The 16,020-nt window shown below is 62.7% G+C and carries 12 protein-coding genes; 6 read left to right on the top strand and 6 right to left on the bottom strand.

The window, feature by feature from the left end; translation table 11 throughout:
* The first annotated feature begins 26 nt into the window (after positions 1-26).
* Positions 27-1,232, top strand: coding sequence for a cytochrome P450 (locus CPI83_RS25005; protein WP_097387876.1), 1,206 nt, complete (start codon positions 27-29; stop codon positions 1,230-1,232).
* On the opposite strand, the gene CPI83_RS25000 is transcribed toward CPI83_RS25005, so the two are convergent.
* Positions 1,221-1,655, bottom strand: coding sequence for a cupin (locus CPI83_RS25000; RefSeq protein WP_003945598.1), 435 nt, complete (start codon positions 1,653-1,655; stop codon positions 1,221-1,223). The two genes, CPI83_RS25005 and CPI83_RS25000, sit on opposite strands and share 12 nt — an antisense overlap.
* Positions 1,656-1,780: 125 nt before the next feature.
* On the opposite strand from CPI83_RS25000, the gene CPI83_RS24995 reads away from it, so the two are divergent.
* The gene (locus tag CPI83_RS24995) at positions 1,781-2,137 is read left to right on the top strand and encodes a hypothetical protein (RefSeq protein WP_232816802.1); all 357 of its coding nucleotides are present in this window, start codon (positions 1,781-1,783) and stop codon (positions 2,135-2,137) included.
* A 17-nt stretch (positions 2,138-2,154) separates the two neighbouring features.
* Here the strand turns inward: CPI83_RS24995 and CPI83_RS24990 are convergent, their stop codons facing one another.
* Positions 2,155-3,099 carry an alpha/beta fold hydrolase gene (locus CPI83_RS24990; protein WP_097387874.1) on the bottom strand — a complete coding sequence of 315 codons (945 nt, stop codon included), beginning with the start codon at positions 3,097-3,099 and terminating at the stop codon, positions 2,155-2,157.
* 118 nt (positions 3,100-3,217) lie between these two features.
* On the opposite strand from CPI83_RS24990, the gene CPI83_RS24985 reads away from it, so the two are divergent.
* Entirely contained in the window at positions 3,218-3,817 is a 600-nt protein-coding gene (locus tag CPI83_RS24985) for a TetR/AcrR family transcriptional regulator (RefSeq protein WP_070385859.1), read from the top strand.
* Between the two features lie 12 nt (positions 3,818-3,829).
* On the opposite strand, the gene CPI83_RS24980 is transcribed toward CPI83_RS24985, so the two are convergent.
* From CPI83_RS24980 to CPI83_RS24965, 4 genes are all read right to left on the bottom strand, one after another.
* Positions 3,830-4,912 carry an ABC transporter substrate-binding protein gene (locus CPI83_RS24980; RefSeq protein WP_070385860.1) on the bottom strand — a complete coding sequence of 361 codons (1,083 nt, stop codon included), beginning with the start codon at positions 4,910-4,912 and terminating at the stop codon, positions 3,830-3,832.
* Positions 4,913-4,990: 78 nt separating this feature from the next.
* A complete protein-coding gene (locus CPI83_RS24975; RefSeq protein WP_097387873.1) occupies positions 4,991-5,788 on the bottom strand; it encodes an ABC transporter permease subunit in 798 nt (265 codons plus the stop codon).
* Positions 5,785-6,615 (bottom strand): ABC transporter permease subunit, encoded by an 831-nt coding sequence (locus CPI83_RS24970; RefSeq protein ID WP_003945560.1) that lies wholly within the window; start codon positions 6,613-6,615, stop codon positions 5,785-5,787. Before CPI83_RS24970 ends, CPI83_RS24975 begins: the two co-directional genes overlap by 4 nt.
* Entirely contained in the window at positions 6,612-7,445 is an 834-nt protein-coding gene (locus CPI83_RS24965) for an ABC transporter ATP-binding protein (protein WP_020906250.1), read from the bottom strand. Before CPI83_RS24965 ends, CPI83_RS24970 begins: the two co-directional genes overlap by 4 nt.
* Before the next feature lie 97 nt (positions 7,446-7,542).
* Between CPI83_RS24965 and recC the strand changes: the two genes are divergently transcribed.
* The 3 genes from recC to recD are packed head-to-tail and all read left to right on the top strand — an operon-like array spanning position 7,543 to position 16,010.
* Positions 7,543-10,824: an exodeoxyribonuclease V subunit gamma gene (recC, locus tag CPI83_RS24960; RefSeq protein WP_097387872.1), complete on the top strand. Its 3,282-nt coding sequence runs from the start codon at positions 7,543-7,545 to the stop codon at positions 10,822-10,824.
* A 3-nt stretch (positions 10,825-10,827) separates the two neighbouring features.
* Entirely contained in the window at positions 10,828-14,145 is a 3,318-nt protein-coding gene (locus CPI83_RS24955; RefSeq protein ID WP_097387871.1) for a UvrD-helicase domain-containing protein, read from the top strand.
* Entirely contained in the window at positions 14,142-16,010 is a 1,869-nt protein-coding gene (recD, locus tag CPI83_RS24950; protein ID WP_097387870.1) for an exodeoxyribonuclease V subunit alpha, read from the top strand. The genes CPI83_RS24955 and recD overlap by 4 nt, the downstream gene beginning before the upstream one ends.
* Positions 16,011-16,020 lie beyond the last annotated feature (10 nt).

The following is a 16,020-nucleotide window of genomic DNA, read 5'->3' as shown; positions in this document are numbered from 1 at the left end:
GCAAGGGTTGTGCGAGAGGTGGAGTGATGGCTACCAGACCGACCTTCGATTTGATCGACGGACGCTTCTACAGCGGAGGCCTCGGGAATGTGCGCGACGCATACGCCTGGATGCGTGATCACGAGCCCGTGTACCGAGACGACGCCAACGGAATCACCGCGGCCGCGAGCTACGACGCCGTCGTCGCAGCCGAGCGGGATCCCGAACTGTTCTCCAACGCCGGCGGCATCCGTCCCGAAACGGGTCCATTGCCGCAGATGATCGACATGGACGACCCGCAGCACCTCACGCGTCGACGCTTGGTCAACGCGGGTTTCACACGTAAGAAGGTCGAAGCCAAGGCCGGCCGTATCCGGGAGATCTGCGATCAACTGATCGACGCCGTCTGTGAGAAAGGAGAAGCCGACTTCGTCGCAGACCTGGCCGCACCACTTCCCATGGCCGTCATCGGCGACATGTTGGGTGTCCGTCCCGAGGAACGCGCGTTGTTTCTGCGGTGGTCGGATGATCTGGTGAAGGCATTGGGAAGCAACGCTTCCCAGGAGCAACTGCAGGCCATGATGGCTGCGTATGTCGACTTCACCGCGTACATGATGCGAACCATTGCCGAGCGGAGGAGCGAGCCGGCCGACGATTTGGTGAGCACATTGATTCACAGCGCGGTTGACGGCGAGGCCCTCTCCGATCAGGAAATCGTCAACGAGTCCCTACTGATACTCATCGGCGGTGACGAGACCACACGGCACGTCCTGAGCGGCGGCATGGAGCAGCTGCTGCGCCATCCGGACCAGCATCGAGCGCTGGTCGACGATCCCGATGCCATTCCGTTGGCTTTGGAGGAGATGCTGCGGTGGTCGTCGCCGATCAAGAACATGGCTCGAACTCTGACCCGTGATACCGATTTCTTCGGTGCGCAACTGAAGGCGGGTGAGAAGATGCTGCTGCTCTTCGAATCGGCAAATTTCGACGAGTCCGTGTTCCTGAACGCCGAACGGTTCGATATCGGCCGCACACCGAATCCACACGTGGTCTTCGGCTTCGGAACGCATTTCTGTCTGGGTAATCAGCTGGCCAGGCTCGAGGGACGGATCATGTTCGAGCAACTCTTCGCCAGGCTGCCGGGAATGGCACTTGCCACCGACGCGCCGTTGCAGCGGCGTGCCGCCAACTTCGTGTCCGGTCTCGAATCGATGCCGGTGCGGTTTACCGCTTCGGCGCCGTCAGCCGGGTAGTTGGCAGTTGGGAGGCGCAGCATCTTCGGAGAGGGGGCTGCCCGCCGGATTGACGTAGACGACCTCGAGTACCAATGGTGTTGTCTGCGAGTTGTTTCCGATGTGCACATGATCTGAACCGCTCGGTTCGATCAAAGTATTTCCGGCGCTGTAGATCCCGTCGACGGAGCAATCGGATCGGTAGTGGCTCAACGTGCCCTGCGCGATCAGTGCGTAGAGCGTCCCGTCGTGGAAGTGCCAACCGGTGGAACCGCCGGGGTCGATGGTGATCTGACGCAGGATGTAGTCCTTGCCGTCGAAAGTCACCTGCCCGAGGATTTCACCGTGTACTCCCGTGCTCGGTGTTGCCGACGCATTGATCGGCGTCAGAGACAGCCCGATCGCTGCGGACACTGCAAGCAGAACCTGATGGCGTTTACGCATGAGCGGCCCTCCCAGACGGATGTGCTCCTGAGTGTCCTCCGTCGGCGCCCGGTTTATCCCAGTTTTCGTGGATCTTGCAGGGTGAAGGCAGAGGTATGCCCTTGAGTGGCGGTTACGCTCGTGCCATGCAGCAAGTCGCGACGAGGCGCCGGAGCCAGCCGCCGCCTGCGCGCTTCATGTTCGAGGCATTGATCGATCCGTACCGCCAGCCCGCCCGGCACTGGCTGGAACTGCTCGAGACCGAGGTCGAACCGGAGATCGTCAGGGCCGTAGAACCGGAGCTGGTGATCTGGTCGTCGATCTGGCCGGACCGCCCTGACGCCGTCATCCGATTCGACATCGAGGCGGTCGGAAGCGGCACGATGCTGCGTTGGACGCTCTTCCTCGAAGATCCGATACCGTCGGAGGCGGAGGTCGTGCGGATGCGAAAGCGGCTCAACACCTTGATAAATGCGAATCTCAGGTTCAACTTCGGCCAATAAGTTGGATCACTGCCGCATTACTTGGTGTCGACTCGGCCGATCGGGTCGGCGTTGTCGCAGAACGCGGCCCGGGCCGCTGGCCAGCTGGTCTCATCGATGCGCAACGCGGTCCGAAGGTAGGCAGTACTCATCCGTTGGATGGCGGCGACCCGCTCTGGGTTCTCGTCAGTGGTCTCGGCGACTTCGTATCCGACGATTCCGCCGAGTGCGTGCTCGGCACCGTAGAAGGTCAGGAGGTCGGTGGCTCCGGGGCTGTGCGTGTAGGCGTCGGTGAACCAGTCAGGTCCGCGGCTGGACATCTTGGACTGGTCGTGGTCGCCCGCGACGACGAGTGTCGGCGTCGTCAGTTCCTGGAACGAGGGGCGCATGAACGGGAAGTTCGCCTGTGCGAACGGATGCAGGTTCTCGCCGCCGAGACCGGTTGCTGCGAACAGGATTCCCGCGGTGACGCGGCTGTCGGACATGTTCTGGCCGACCTGGCCGGCCTCGTCGAAGACCCTTGCTCCGAGGAGCGACTGAGCGGTTTGCCCGCCCCAGGAGTGACCAGTGACGGCAACTCGACTGCGGTCGATGCGGCCGGCAAGTCCGGGCACGGCAATTTCGATGGTGTCGAGCTGATCAAGGATGCGTGTGAGATCCGCGATCCTCTCGGTCCAGATCGTCGGGAAAACCGGGTGGTCGAACCCGAAACCGTTCCGGCGCGAGTCCAGATGTGTCGGCTGGATCACCACGAATCCGTGGGATGCCCAGAATGCCGTGAGTGGCGAGTATCCATCGAGGTTCCAGCCGTTGCCGTGGGAGAACACCACAACGGGGAGGTTCGTGCCTGCTGCCGGAGCAGACACACGTACTTCCAGCGGGACAGGTCGATCGGGGGCGAACAACTCGACGGGGGCAACGGAGACGACCGGGGTGCCGGCGCCGATGATGCCGTTCAGAGTGTCGATCATTGATGAGGTCATGGCAAGTTCCTTGCTGAGGCTGCACCCTGCGATACTGTTTATCGGAGCGTCGTTCCGCAACATTACGGAGCGGTGTTCCGTAATGCAAACATATGTTGTGAGTCAGCGAGGAGTGCACATGGCTGATGCCCAGGACGAGCAGTCGCGCGTCGCCTCTCCCAAGCAAGTCGGTCGCCCACGTCGAAGCGAGCAGGCGCTGCTCGACGCGGCGGCAGCAGTGTTCGTAGAGTCCGGAGTCGACGCTCCGGTGCGGGAGATTGCGGCGAAGGCCGGCGTCGGCATGGGGACGATCTACCGCCACTTCCCGACGCGCCCCGAGTTGGTGGTCGCCGTATACCGACACCAAGTCGAGGCGTGTGCGGACGCGGGCCCACAGATGCTCGCGGAGAGTGCAACGCCGGAGGCGGCTTTGCGGGCATGGGTGGCTTTGTTCGTGGAGTTCCTGGTCACCAAGCACGGGCTCGCCGGCGCACTGCAAGGAGACAGCGCCGGGTCCGACGCTCTGCACGCCTACTTCGTCGACCGCCTCGTCCCGGTATGTAGCTCCCTCCTGGAGGCAGCGCTCGAGTCTGTTGGCACTGCTTCGCGGGTCGATGCGTACAACGTGCTCAAAGGCATCGGGAACCTTTGTATCGGTGCTGGGTCCGATGCCCGGTACAAGGCCGAGGTCCTTGTACAACTATTCATCTCGGGCGTACTCGCGCGAGAGGTTCGTTGACGCTCGGCTCAGTCAGATCAACTCCGGATTCTCGGCGTACACCTCTTCGAGGATCGACATGTCGAACAGTTGGTCCGCCGTAATCTCCAGCCCCGCTTTCGACAGTGCCGCGATGTTCTGTTCGATCAGTTGGGGTGTCATCGTGAACAACCCGTTTGCTTTGGTATCTGCCGACACCACAAGATCGTTCTGTGCGGTGGCTTCCTTGATCTGCTCTTCGAGTTCCAGGTTCTGGTCCTTGCCGTAGACCTCGACGGCAAGCCGCGCCGACTCTGCCGGATCAGCGACCGCATCCTTCCATCCCTGGATCTCGGCCTTCAGGAATGCCTTGAGCTTGTCCCTCTCGTTGTCGATGGTGGACTGGAGAACCGTGAACGATTCGGCGACCAACGGCAAGTTGTAGTCCGCGAAGAGGAAGTGGGCGTTGGGGAAACCTTTGGCGGCCAGTGTGATCGGCTCGTTGGTCACGTAGGAGACCCAGCCGTCCACCTCGCCGTTTGCCAGGGGGCTCGGATCGAACTGCGCGGGCACGATCGTCATCTGGCTTTCGGTCAGGCCGTTTGCTGCCAGGAGAGCTCCGAAGACGAGCTGATTGGAATCCTGGACGCCGATCTTCTTGCCGATCATGTCCTGCGGTGAGTTGATCGGTGCCGCAGCGGAACTGACAATCGCAAACGGATTCTTCTGGAACGTCGCCCCGACGATCCTTGCCTCCAGTCCATCGAGCACAGCGGGGGCTGTGAGCTGCGGTGCGGACATTCCGATCCACACCTTGCCGGTGTCCAAGCCGGCTTCGACGCCGGTGCCGGCTGCGCCACCTGCCACCAGGTCTACATTCCCGAACCCGGCATCCTTGTAGTACCCCTTGTCGAGAGCGAAGTACTCGCCGGCGAACTCGATGTTCTTGATCCAGGACAGCTGCACTGCAACTGTTCCGAATTCGGAACCGTCGTCCGTGGTTCCGCCACTCGAACTGCTGGAGTCACTGCTACACGCGAGCAATGAGGCACTGCCGGCGACTGCGATGCCGGTCAGCGCGGAGTAGCGGAAGAAGGCCCTGCGGTCCAGCTGGCGGACGGGCTTGAATGGCGTCATGAATCGGAACACTAGGGCCAGTCGGTTTCGTTCAGTTTGCTTGGGAGAGAGAGTTTGTTGAGGTCGTGTTAACAGATGTCACGACTTGCCCGCCGAAGGACCGAAACGAGACAGAGCGATGTTTTCGAAGATCCCGATCACGGCGTAGAGGACGATCGACACCACGGTGATCACCACGATAGATGCCCACAATTCGTTGTACTGGTAGCGCGGAATGGCTTTGATCATGCTCGAACCCAAACCTTGACCGCTACCGAGCCATTCGCCGATCAGTGCTCCGATCAAAGCGCCGGGCACTGACACCCTAGCGGCGGCGAACACCGCCGGAAGTGCGGACGGTACCGACACCATTCGCAATGCGGTCCAACGACTCCCGCCGTACGCAGCGATGAGGTCTTGTGCCTGAGCCGGAGCGGCGCGCAGACCGACCATGATCATGACCAGGGCCGGGAAGAACACCACTATCGCAACCATGACCGTCACACCCACGATTCCGCGGCCGAATATCAGGACGATGATCGGGGTCATCGCAACGAGAGGAACAGATCGTAGAAGCATTGCAACGGGCATGAAAGTCTGTTCGACAGTGCGGGAAACGACGAAGATCGATGCCACCACGAGCGCGGCAGTCATTCCGACGGCAAAGCCGACACCGGCGTCGCGCAGAGTGATGAACAGGTTGTCGATGATGCCCGAACGAGCGTCGGCGGATTTAGGACCGGAGAACAGGTACTCCCAGACGTCGGCCGGCGTCTTTCCCACACGCGGGCCGACCTGGGGGAAGGTGTTGAGGAAGACCACCCAGATGACAAGCAGCAGTGCCGAGGCGATGGCAATCGGAGCGAGGAATCTCAATGTTCCTCGTACCGCGGTCATTTCTGTGCTCCCGGAGCGCTCGTCCACGGGGTGACGAGCCGGGCGATCGCTGCGACGACGGCGTATCCCAGGCCGGCGAGCAAGGCGGCGGCGATGGCCATTCCCCACGTTCGCGGGACGTTGTACGATGTCTGAGCGGCCGTGAGTGCGACGCCGATCCCGCTGTCCACCCCGCCGAGATACTCTCCGAGGATGGCACCGAGTACAGCCGAGGGTGCAGCAATCTTGAGGGCGGCAAAGGTACTCGGAAGTGCGCTCACCAGTTGAACTTTGGTGAACTTCTGCCAACGCCCACCGCCGTAGGCGGCAACGAGATCGAGGCTCGTCTTGTCTGCCGATCTCAGGCCTGCGAGTGTGCCGACCATCGTGGTGAAGAAGCAGTACATCGCGGCGAGAAAGATCGTGGGGGTCCGGCCGCCGAAGACGACCAGGATGATTGGGCCAAGCGCCAACAGCGGTGTGCAGTAGCTCAGGATCGCCAATTGTGTGGCCAATCCCTCGATGGGCGGAATGAGGACGACAAGCACGGCAAGCGTGATCGCCAGCAGATTTCCCCAGAGAAAGCCCTGCAGCGCACCGGAAGCCGTGACGGTGAAATTGGGTCCGTAGAGCGACCAACCGTCGTCGAACATCGTCGAGACAACCACCCACGGCGTCGGAATCGTACCTCCCGCAACACCGGCCGCCGCCAGAATCCACCAGAGAGCGATCAGTCCGCAGATGCCGACTGCACCGCCGAACCACGTTGGACGCTTCAATCGGATCCGGCGCGGCACAGATGGCTGCGCCGCCGCGGTCGCGACGTTCTCGATATCGGTAATTGTCATGCGACGCCTGCTTTTCCGAAGAGCAGTCCGGAGAGGTAGTCGTGGATCTCGTGGAACTCGGGTGTACGCATCATCTCGGGAGTACGCGGGCGCGGCAGGTCGATCGGCACGACTTCGAGGACGCGTCCGGGCCTCGGCGTCATGACGGCAACGACGTCGGAGAGGAACACGGCTTCGGCGATTCCGTGAGTCACCATCAACGTGGTCGCCGGCTTCTCGGTCCAGATCCTGAGCAATTCGATGTTGAGTCGTTGTCGGGTCATGTCGTCCAGCGCGCCGAAGGGTTCGTCGAGTAGGAGGACACTCGGCTTGACCACGAGCGATCGTGCGATCGACACACGCTGACGCATACCGCCGGACAATTGAGCGGGCTTGGCCTTCTCGAATCCTTCGAGGCCGACGAGAGCGATCAGGTCGGCGATCTGGTCGGGGTCGGGATCGATGCCGGCAACCTGCAGCGGCAGTTTGATGTTGGAGGTCACCGTCCGCCACGGCAGCAAAGCCGAATCCTGGAAGGCGATTCCGAGTTCGCGGCGCTTGCGTAACTCGGCCGGAGACTGTCCGTTGACAAGTGCTGTTCCCGACGTCGGAGTGTCGAGGCCCGCAAGGATGCGGAGAACGGTGGACTTCCCGCATCCGGACGGCCCGAGCAGAGACAGAAAGGAGCCTTCGCTGGTTTGAAGGGACACGTCGGTCAGCGCGGTCACCGACCGACGACCCATCTCGAAGGTCTTGCCGAGGCCGGAGATGTCGAGACCGGTTCCAGCGGGGCGAGGTGTGGTGACGGGACTGGTCATTCCCGCACAGTACGAACGTCCGGTTGCGGTCATGTTGCCTGCGCGTCACCGCTGCGTGAGGCTGGTTCGGCGTCTCCTGTCACAGCGCCGTGGTGAGATGGACGTCTGGACGGAGTGAGGGGAGCGAAGATTGCTGAAGTTGTACCGGGCCGAGCGTTCGGACACCTTGGTCTCGGCGTTGGCCACGCTCCTCCGTACACCGCTGTCGGATCCATTCGCCCGGGAAACTGTTGCGGTGCCGGCCAAGGGCGTCGAGCGTTGGCTCAATCAGCGGCTGTCCTCCCAGCTAGGCACGTCCGGACCGTCAGCAGTGGACGGAATTTCTGCGAACATCGCGTTTCCATCACCCGCGCGCCTGGTCGCGGAGTCCGTGGCCGCGGTCAGTGGAATCACGGCTGACGACGACCCATGGTCGCCGACGCGATTGGTATGGACGGTTCTCGACGTGATCGACGAGTCCCTCGGCGAGCCCTGGTGCGGAGTCCTGGCGAAACATCTCGAAGGCCATCGTGAAGGTCGACGGTTTGCCTCCGCCACACATGTCACCGAACTCTTCCGCAGTTATGCCGCGCAACGACCACAGATGCTGATCGACTGGGCCGCCGGGCGGTTGACCGACGGACACGGATTGGCGCTGTCGGAGGATTTCGAATGGCAGGCACGTCTGTGGTGCATCGTCGCGGACAAGATCGACGTTCCGGGGCCCGCAGAGCGACTGGGGCAAGTGAGCCGCGCGCTGGTCGAGGACCCGGCCTTGGTCGACCTACCGGAACGTCTGTCGGTCTTCGGGCCGACCCGGCTGCCGGTCGATCAGCGAATGATCTTGAGCGCACTCAGTGCGAATCGGGACGTGCACATCTGGCTCCCGCATCCCAGCCCCGCGCTGTGGACCAAGATGAGCTCGCGCATACCGCCTCGAAGTGAGAGCACGATCCGACGTTCGGAAGACGGGTCGGCGCTGATATCCGCCAATCCGTTGCTGTCGAGTCTTGCTCGCGACGTTCGTGAACTTCAGATCAGCCTCGGTGCCGCCGAGTTCGAGTCGGTGCATCTTCCCGAACCAGCCGGCCCGAAATCCCTCCTGGCGACGGTCAAGGCCGATGTCATCGCAGATCGTGCTCCCAGCGTTGCAGCGGAACCGGACGGGACAGTTCAGGTCCACGCTTGCCACGGGCCGGCACGGCAGGTCGAGGTGCTCCGCGAATGCCTGCTCCGATTGTTCGAGGACGACCCGACATTGCAGCCGCGCGACGTACTCGTGATGTGCCCGGACGTCGAAACGTACGCACCTTTGGTTCGTGCTGCATTCGGGCAAGGCGTCCATGGCCACCCGGGGCATCTCCTTCGAGTAAGGCTGGCAGACCGCGGATTACGTCAGACCAATCCTGTCCTGGCCGTTCTCGGCTCTCTCCTCGAATTGGCCGACGGCCGGGCTACAGCCAGTGAGGTTCTCGACCTGGCCGCGACCGAGCCTGTCCGCACACGTTTTTCGTGGGGCGACGACGAGTTGGAAAGACTGCGGGAATGGACGACGGAAGCGGGTGCTCGCTGGGGAATCGGTAGTCGGCAGCGTGCCACGTTCGGTCTCGATGCATTTCCGCAGAACACCTTCAACACCGCCATGGACCGAATCTTGTTGGGGGTCAGCGCGGACGAATCGGAAAATGCCTGGTTGGATCTCGCGCTGCCACTCGATGACGTGGACGGCACAGACATCGATCTGAGTGGTCGTTTCGCAGAGTTCGTCGATCGCCTGGCAGTCTCGTTTCGCGATCTTGCCGGCCCACATTCGCCGGCCGAATGGCTTCGTGTGCTGATGCGGGCCCTGGATCTGCTGACCGACACTGCGCCCGCAGATTCCTGGCAGAGCGCGGGGGCCCACCGCGAACTGGTAGCTGCTGTCGAATTCGGCGGAGAGACGGTGTTACGTCTGGCCGATGTTCGCGCGATGCTCTCGCGCAGCCTCGCGGGCAGACCTACGCGTGCCAACTTCCGAACCGGCGAACTGACGGTGTGCACGATGGTTCCGATGCGTTCGGTGCCGCATCGCGTGGTCGTTCTGATCGGGCTCGACGACGAAGTGTTCCCTCGAACCGGTGGAGTCGACGGCGACGACATCTTGTCCCGTGATCCCGTTGTGGGGGAGCGTGATCTGCGCAGTGAAGACCGGCAACTGCTTCTCGATGCCGTGATGTCTGCGGGTGAGCATCTGATTCTGTTGTATACCGGTGCCGATCCGGTCACCGGCGTCGTCAGACCACCGGCGATCCCCCTCAGTGGCCTCCTCGACGTACTCAGTGCGACGGTGGGCCCGGAAGCGATCAACGGGGTGCTGACTCGACACCCGTTGCAGTCGTTCGACAATCGAAACTTCGCGCCGAACAAGCCGTTCAGCTTCGACACGGCAGCGCTGGCCGGTGCCAGGGCTGCTGCCGGAACACCGATCGAATTGCCGACAGTCTTGTCGGCCAAGCTACTCGAGGTGCATCCGAAGGAAGTGAACCTTGCCGACCTGGTGAACTTCCTCGTACACCCCGCCCGTGGTTTTCTGCGCCAACGCCTCGGCGTCCGGGTACCGGAACTCGACGACGACATCGCGGATTCGCTGGCAACCGAGCTCGATCCACTGACCACCTGGGCTCTGGGTGACCGGATGCTTCTCTCGCGCTTGGCTGGACGCAGCTCTGCGGATTTCCGTGCAGCCGAGTGGCGCCGCGGTACTTTGCCGCCCTACAACCTGGGCGCCTCGGTTCTGGGCAACGTCGAGTGGGTGGTAGACCAACTTGCCGGTCTTGCATTGCCACACCTCGAGGGCGACTCCGAGGCTGTCGACGTCGACATCGACCTCGGTGACGGGCGTCGTCTCACCGGAACGGTAACCGGTGTGCACGGCAATTCAGTGGTGCGGGCATCGTATTCCTCACTGGCGCCTAAACATCGGATGACGGCCTGGATCAACCTGCTCGCCTTGAAAGCGCACGGCCGACCCGGTGCGCTCGATGCAGTCTCCATCGGACGGGGTCGGGGAAAGATAGCAGCGGCACGATCGGTGCTCGATGCGCCAGGCAATGCGGTCGAGATCCTGCAGCAACTGGTGAACCTACGCGAGCGGGGGCTGCAGCGTCCGTTGCCGATGTGGGCCGCTACTTCAGCCGAATATGCGCGCCGACGCTTTGGTGGCGAGTCGGTCGACGATGCGACAAACGGTGCGGACACCCAGTGGACCGGGCAGTACGGCGAGATGATCGATCCAAGCAACGCTTACGTTTTCGGAGAAGCTCGAACACTGGCGGAGTTGGCTGCGGATCCGCCGTCGGACGACGAATTCGTCTGGGCCGAGGAACCGACTCGATTCGGAGTTCTCGCCCGACGACTGTGGGATCCGTTGCTGACCAACGAAAGAGCGGAGTAACCCGTGGACTTCGACCTTTTGGGGCCACTACCGACCGGCACCGCGGTGTTGGAAGCGAGCGCCGGAACTGGCAAGACCTACGCGATCGTCGGACTCGCGACCCGTTGTGTTGCCGAAGGTCTCGCTGACATTTCGCAAGTTCTGCTGGTGACATTCAGCCGGGCCGCCACTCAGGAACTTCGTGAGCGTGCCAGGGAGAGGTTCGCCGGAGTGTCCGCCGCTCTGGTCGACCCGGAGGCGGCGAGGCGGTCGGATGATGATCTGGTGTCGTACCTCGCGACAGCTGACGACGAGGAGATCGGCGTGCGGCGTCGTCGACTCCTGCGCGCTCTCGCGGAGTTCGACGCCGGCACCATCACGACAACCCACAGTTTCTGTCAGAGGATGCTCGACGGACTCGGCATCGCCGGGGAACGCGAACCCGACACAACTTTTGTGGAGTCGGTCGACGACCTGATCAGTGAGGTCGTCTCGGATTTGTACCTCAGCCGCTACAGCCGGACGGACTCGTCTCCACCGTTTTCCACGAAGGACGCGCTGGCCATTGCCCGAAGCGCAGTCGGCGATGGCCAGGCAATTCTCGAACCCGACGGCGAGGAGGAGACCGCTCCCGGTCAGCGAGTCCTGTTCGCGGCGGCTGCTCGTCTCGAGGTTGAACGACGTAAGCGGACCAAAGGAATTCGCGACTTCAACGATCTCCTGACGCTGCTGCACGGCGTGTTGACGGATCCGGAATACGGCCCCGTCGCGTGCCGTAGGGTGCGCGAGAAGTTCAAGGTCGTGCTGATCGACGAGTTCCAGGACACCGATCCGTTGCAGTGGGACATTCTGCGGTTGGCCTTCCACGGACACACCACCCTGGTCCTGGTCGGTGATCCCAAGCAAGCTATCTACGCGTTCCGCGGGGCAGAAGTCCTGAGCTATCTCGATGCGGTCGATCAGGCGGATGCACACCAGGAGTTGACCACCAATTGGCGCAGCGATCCAGGGTTGTTGGCGGCACTCGAACACCTCTACGGCGGCGCCGCACTGGGTAACGAGGGTATCGTCGCGCATCCAGTGGAGGCTTCGCACAAGAAGTCTCGGTTGTCCGGCCCGGTGCCGATGCGTGTACGCCATCTGCCGCGTACCGGAGCCGGACCGCTCAATCGTTCGGGATTTCCGGCCGTAGGCAGACTTCGCAGTCGCGTCGCGGACGACGTCGCAGCAGACGTGGTCGGACTGCTGGGCAGCGATGCCCGCTTGGCAGTCGACGGTGATCCGCGCCCGGTCGAGCCGGGAGACGTCGCGGTATTGGTGCGGACCCACAAGCAGGTGGCGATGATTCGCGATGCCCTCGATGCCGTAGGTGTACCGTCCGTATTGACCGGCGGTTCCAGTGTTTTCGCGACATCCAGCGCAATACAGTGGCTGTGGCTGCTGCAGGCGATCGAGCAGCCGCACCGGTCCGATCGCGTCCGGTTGACTGCCCTTTCTCCGATCTTCGGGCGCACCGCCGAAGAATTGGACCTCGACGGCGACAACGTCGTCGCGGAACTCGCGGGTCAACTGCGCTCATACTCCGGGTTGTTCGCACGCGTCGGGTTCGCGGCCGTGTTCGAAAGGGTCTCCGCCGAAACGAATCTGGAGAAGCGTGTACTCGCGGCCCCGTCCGGCGAACGAGATTTCACCGATCTGCGACACGTCGCACAACTTCTCGGCCGCGTCGCCATCGAGGAAGCGTTCGGGTTGAGCGCATTGGTTCGCTGGCTCTCCGATCGGATCAAGGACCCGACGTCCGGGAGCGCCACCGACAGAAGCCGTCGCCTCGACAGTGATGCTGCCGCTGTACAAATCGCAACCGTGCACGCCACCAAAGGACTCGAATTCCCGATCGTCTACGTCCCGTTCAGTTGGGAGAGCGTGGGCGGCTTCAACTCTCCGACGCAGTTGTTGCACGATCCGGAAGGGCGCCGCATCCTCGACGTCGGTGGGCAGGAAGGCCCGGGGCACAACGCCAGAAAGACTGTTGCGGAGGCTGAAGAAGCAGGCGAAGAACTGCGGCTGCTGTACGTGGCGCTGACCCGGGCACAGTGTCAACTAGTGCTCTGGTGGGCGCCAAGCTACGGGACCTCACGCTCGCCACTGCACCGGTTGATGCTCGGACGTACACCCGGCATCGCCGAACCTGCTCGGGTAGTGAAGGTGCTCGACGACGGTACAACCGCAGCACGACTCGCGACGTGGCCGGCAGCAGCTTCCGACGTGATCTCGGTGGAACCAGTTGGTCCACATCCGCCGTCGCCCGTCCAGTGGTCCGGTGCAGCCGCAGACGTGACCGAACTGGCCGCGGCGCGTTTCGATCGAGACCTGGACACTCTGTGGCGTCGTACGTCGTACTCGGCACTGACCGCCGGAGCGCACCACGCGGTCACGAGCACCGACAGTGAGGTAGAGGATCCCGAAAAGGACGACGAGCCAGAGGATTCCGTAGACGTCGGGACCGTCATCCCCTCGCCGCTGGAGGCGTTGCCTTCACCGATGAACGGTCTTCCGGCGGGCGCCGCATTCGGCACGCTGGTGCATGAAGTGCTCGAGGTGGTGGACACTGCTGCTTCAGACCTGAGAGCGGAACTCCGTATACGCTGCGCGGAGGCGGTCTCGGTTCGGGCGGCCGAGGTCGACTCCGAAGCACTCGCGGATGCGTTGTTGCTGGTGATGCAGACTCCACTGGGATTCGGAACCTTGGCCACGATCGCGCCGAAAGATCGTCTTCCCGAACTCGATTTCGAACTCCCGCTGGCCGGTGGCGACGATCCGGTGTCGATGAGTGTCACACTTCGCGGAGTGTCGGAACTGTTGAGGCGCCACCTTCCCCCGGACGACATTCTGGCGTCGTACGCCGACCAACTTGACCGTGTCGAGACGTCACCGATGCGCGGGTTCCTGACGGGCAGTATCGACGCCGTCTTGCGGATCCCGGGCCCGTCGTTCGTGATCGTCGACTACAAGACAAATCGGCTGGGCCGCGGCGATCTGACGGCTGCCAACTACACGCGTGAACTCATGGCGACGGAGATGATGCGCTCGCACTATCCCCTGCAGGCGCTGCTGTATTCGGTTGCGCTGCATCGGTATCTGCGGTGGCGACTGCCCGACTACGATCCGCATCGCCATCTCGGAGGCGCGCAGTATCAATTCGTGCGGGGGATGCTCGGCCCGGACAGTCCGCCGGAATGTGGTGTATTCGAATGGAAACCGCCTGCTCAGCTGACGGTTGAACTATCGGATCTGCTGGCCGGTCTTGATGCGTCCCACACAGTAGGGGAGAAGATTCGATGACCGAGGCGCAATTGGCGCAGCGCGCCAAAGGGATCGTGCGAATCTTCAACGAAGCCGGGGTTCTGGTTGCCGCCGATGTTCATGTCGCGACGAGAGTGTGCAGCCTGGGCGGTGAAACTTCCGAAGAAGTGATGCTGGCCGCGGCGTTGGCAGTTCGGGCCGTGCGATCAGGTTCGGTGTGCCTCGATCTACGACGGATGCGTGATGTGAGCGTCGACAATGCGACGGAAGACGAACTCACGTCGTTGCCGTGGCCCGAACCGTCGGAGATCGTTGCCGCCCTTCGGCTGAGCCCTCTGGTGATCGGCGGCAACGCCGGACCACTCAGGCCCCTCCGGTTGGTCGACACGGTCGACGGTGAGCTTCTCTACCTCGATCGGTACTTTCTGCAGGAGCAGACGATTCGGCGAGTGCTCGACGAGCGTGCGTCCACGTGGCCACCCGCCGACCTGAAAGCGGTCCGAACGCGCCTGGATTCGCTGTTCGTAGACGAGAACGGGCCGACCACCAGCCCTGATCGTCAACGGATAGCCGCTGCTCTTGCCGCGACACAGTGGACGACGGTCATCGCCGGTGGGCCCGGAACCGGCAAAACCCATACGGTCGCACGTATTCTCGCTCTCCTGTCGGAGGAACTGGGTTCGAATGCTCGCATCGGGCTGGCCGCACCGACGGGCAAAGCCGCAGCACGTCTGCAAGAGTCCGTACGTGAGCAGACCGCGAGCCTTGGCCTTCCCGAAGAACTCGCGGCCATGACCCTGCACCGGCTACTCGGTTGGCAGCGGGGGAGTTCGAGCCGTTTCAAATACAATGCGACCAACAGACTTCCCTACGATGTGGTCGTCGTCGACGAGACGTCGATGGTCTCCCTCACCTTGATGGCGCGCCTGCTCGAGGCCGTTCGCCCCGATGCCCGGCTACTGCTCGTCGGCGATCCCGATCAGTTGACCTCCGTCGACGCCGGCGCTGTTCTTGCTGACCTTGTCGCCCGCCCGGTAGAAGTCAGTGGAAATCCGGCGCTGACACAGTTGGTGGGTGACGATCTCACGGCCACCGGTTCCGAAGAGTCCCTGAGTGTGGACGAGCAGGATCGTCTGCGGGGCGGGATCATTCAACTCTCACGTGGGCGCCGCTTCGACGGAACCATCGCGTCGTTGGCCAGAGCAGTACGCGCTGGAGATTCCGCTGAGGTTCTGCGCATCCTGCGTAGTGGCGATCCCGCCGTCTCCTTCCATTCTCCCGAGGACGTTGACGCATTACGCGCCGATATCGTTGCGAGTTCAGAGGTGGTGACGGCGTCGGCCGAGGAGGGTGATGCGATCGGCGCCCTGAAAGGCCTGGAATCGCACCGTCTTTTGTGCGCTCACCGTGACGGACCGTACGGTGTCGGGCGGTGGGCGCAGCAGGCGATGGAGTGGGTCGGCACGGCATCAGGGCAATTCCTGGACCCGACGAGGTGGTATCCGGGCCAACCCCTGTTGGTGACGGCCAACGACTACGAGGCCAAGATCTACAACGGGGACGCCGGGGTGATCGTGCAGCGTGAGGATGGCGTTCCTATTGCCGCATTCCAGCGGGGGAGTGATGCGTTTCTGATTCACCCGAGTCAACTCTCGTCGGTGCAGACCGTTTACGCGATGACGATTCACCGGAGCCAGGGCAGCCAGTACGACACGGTATCGGTGATGCTGCCGGCCGAAGCGTCGTCACTACTGACCCGGGAGTTGTTGTACACGGCGATCACTCGCGCCAGAAACCATGTGAGGGTAATCGGCACGGAGGATTCCGTGAGGGCGGGAGTTCAGCGACAGGTGCTCAGGGCAAGTGGGCTGCGTCGGGAGATCCGTCCGTACGACGGGCCGTGAAAGTCGGATG

It is taken from the genome of Rhodococcus sp. H-CA8f, assembly GCF_002501585.1.
GTDB lineage: Bacteria > Actinomycetota > Actinomycetes > Mycobacteriales > Mycobacteriaceae > Rhodococcus_F > Rhodococcus_F erythropolis.
Note: the sequence above shows the minus strand (reverse complement) of the source record. Positions and strands in the feature narration are given on the sequence as shown.

Coding starts and splice junctions, on each gene's coding strand:
- CPI83_RS25005 (WP_097387876.1), top strand. CDS start 27: ATGGCTACCAGACCGACCTTCGATTTGATCGACGGACGCTTCTACAGC.
- CPI83_RS25000 (WP_003945598.1), bottom strand. CDS start 1,655: ATGCGTAAACGCCATCAGGTTCTGCTTGCAGTGTCCGCAGCGATCGGG.
- CPI83_RS24995 (WP_232816802.1), top strand. CDS start 1,781: ATGCAGCAAGTCGCGACGAGGCGCCGGAGCCAGCCGCCGCCTGCGCGC.
- CPI83_RS24990 (WP_097387874.1), bottom strand. CDS start 3,099: ATGACCTCATCAATGATCGACACTCTGAACGGCATCATCGGCGCCGGC.
- CPI83_RS24985 (WP_070385859.1), top strand. CDS start 3,218: ATGGCTGATGCCCAGGACGAGCAGTCGCGCGTCGCCTCTCCCAAGCAA.
- CPI83_RS24980 (WP_070385860.1), bottom strand. CDS start 4,912: ATGACGCCATTCAAGCCCGTCCGCCAGCTGGACCGCAGGGCCTTCTTC.
- CPI83_RS24975 (WP_097387873.1), bottom strand. CDS start 5,788: ATGACCGCGGTACGAGGAACATTGAGATTCCTCGCTCCGATTGCCATC.
- CPI83_RS24970 (WP_003945560.1), bottom strand. CDS start 6,615: ATGACAATTACCGATATCGAGAACGTCGCGACCGCGGCGGCGCAGCCA.
- CPI83_RS24965 (WP_020906250.1), bottom strand. CDS start 7,445: ATGACCGCAACCGGACGTTCGTACTGTGCGGGAATGACCAGTCCCGTC.
- recD (WP_097387870.1), top strand. CDS start 14,142: ATGACCGAGGCGCAATTGGCGCAGCGCGCCAAAGGGATCGTGCGAATC.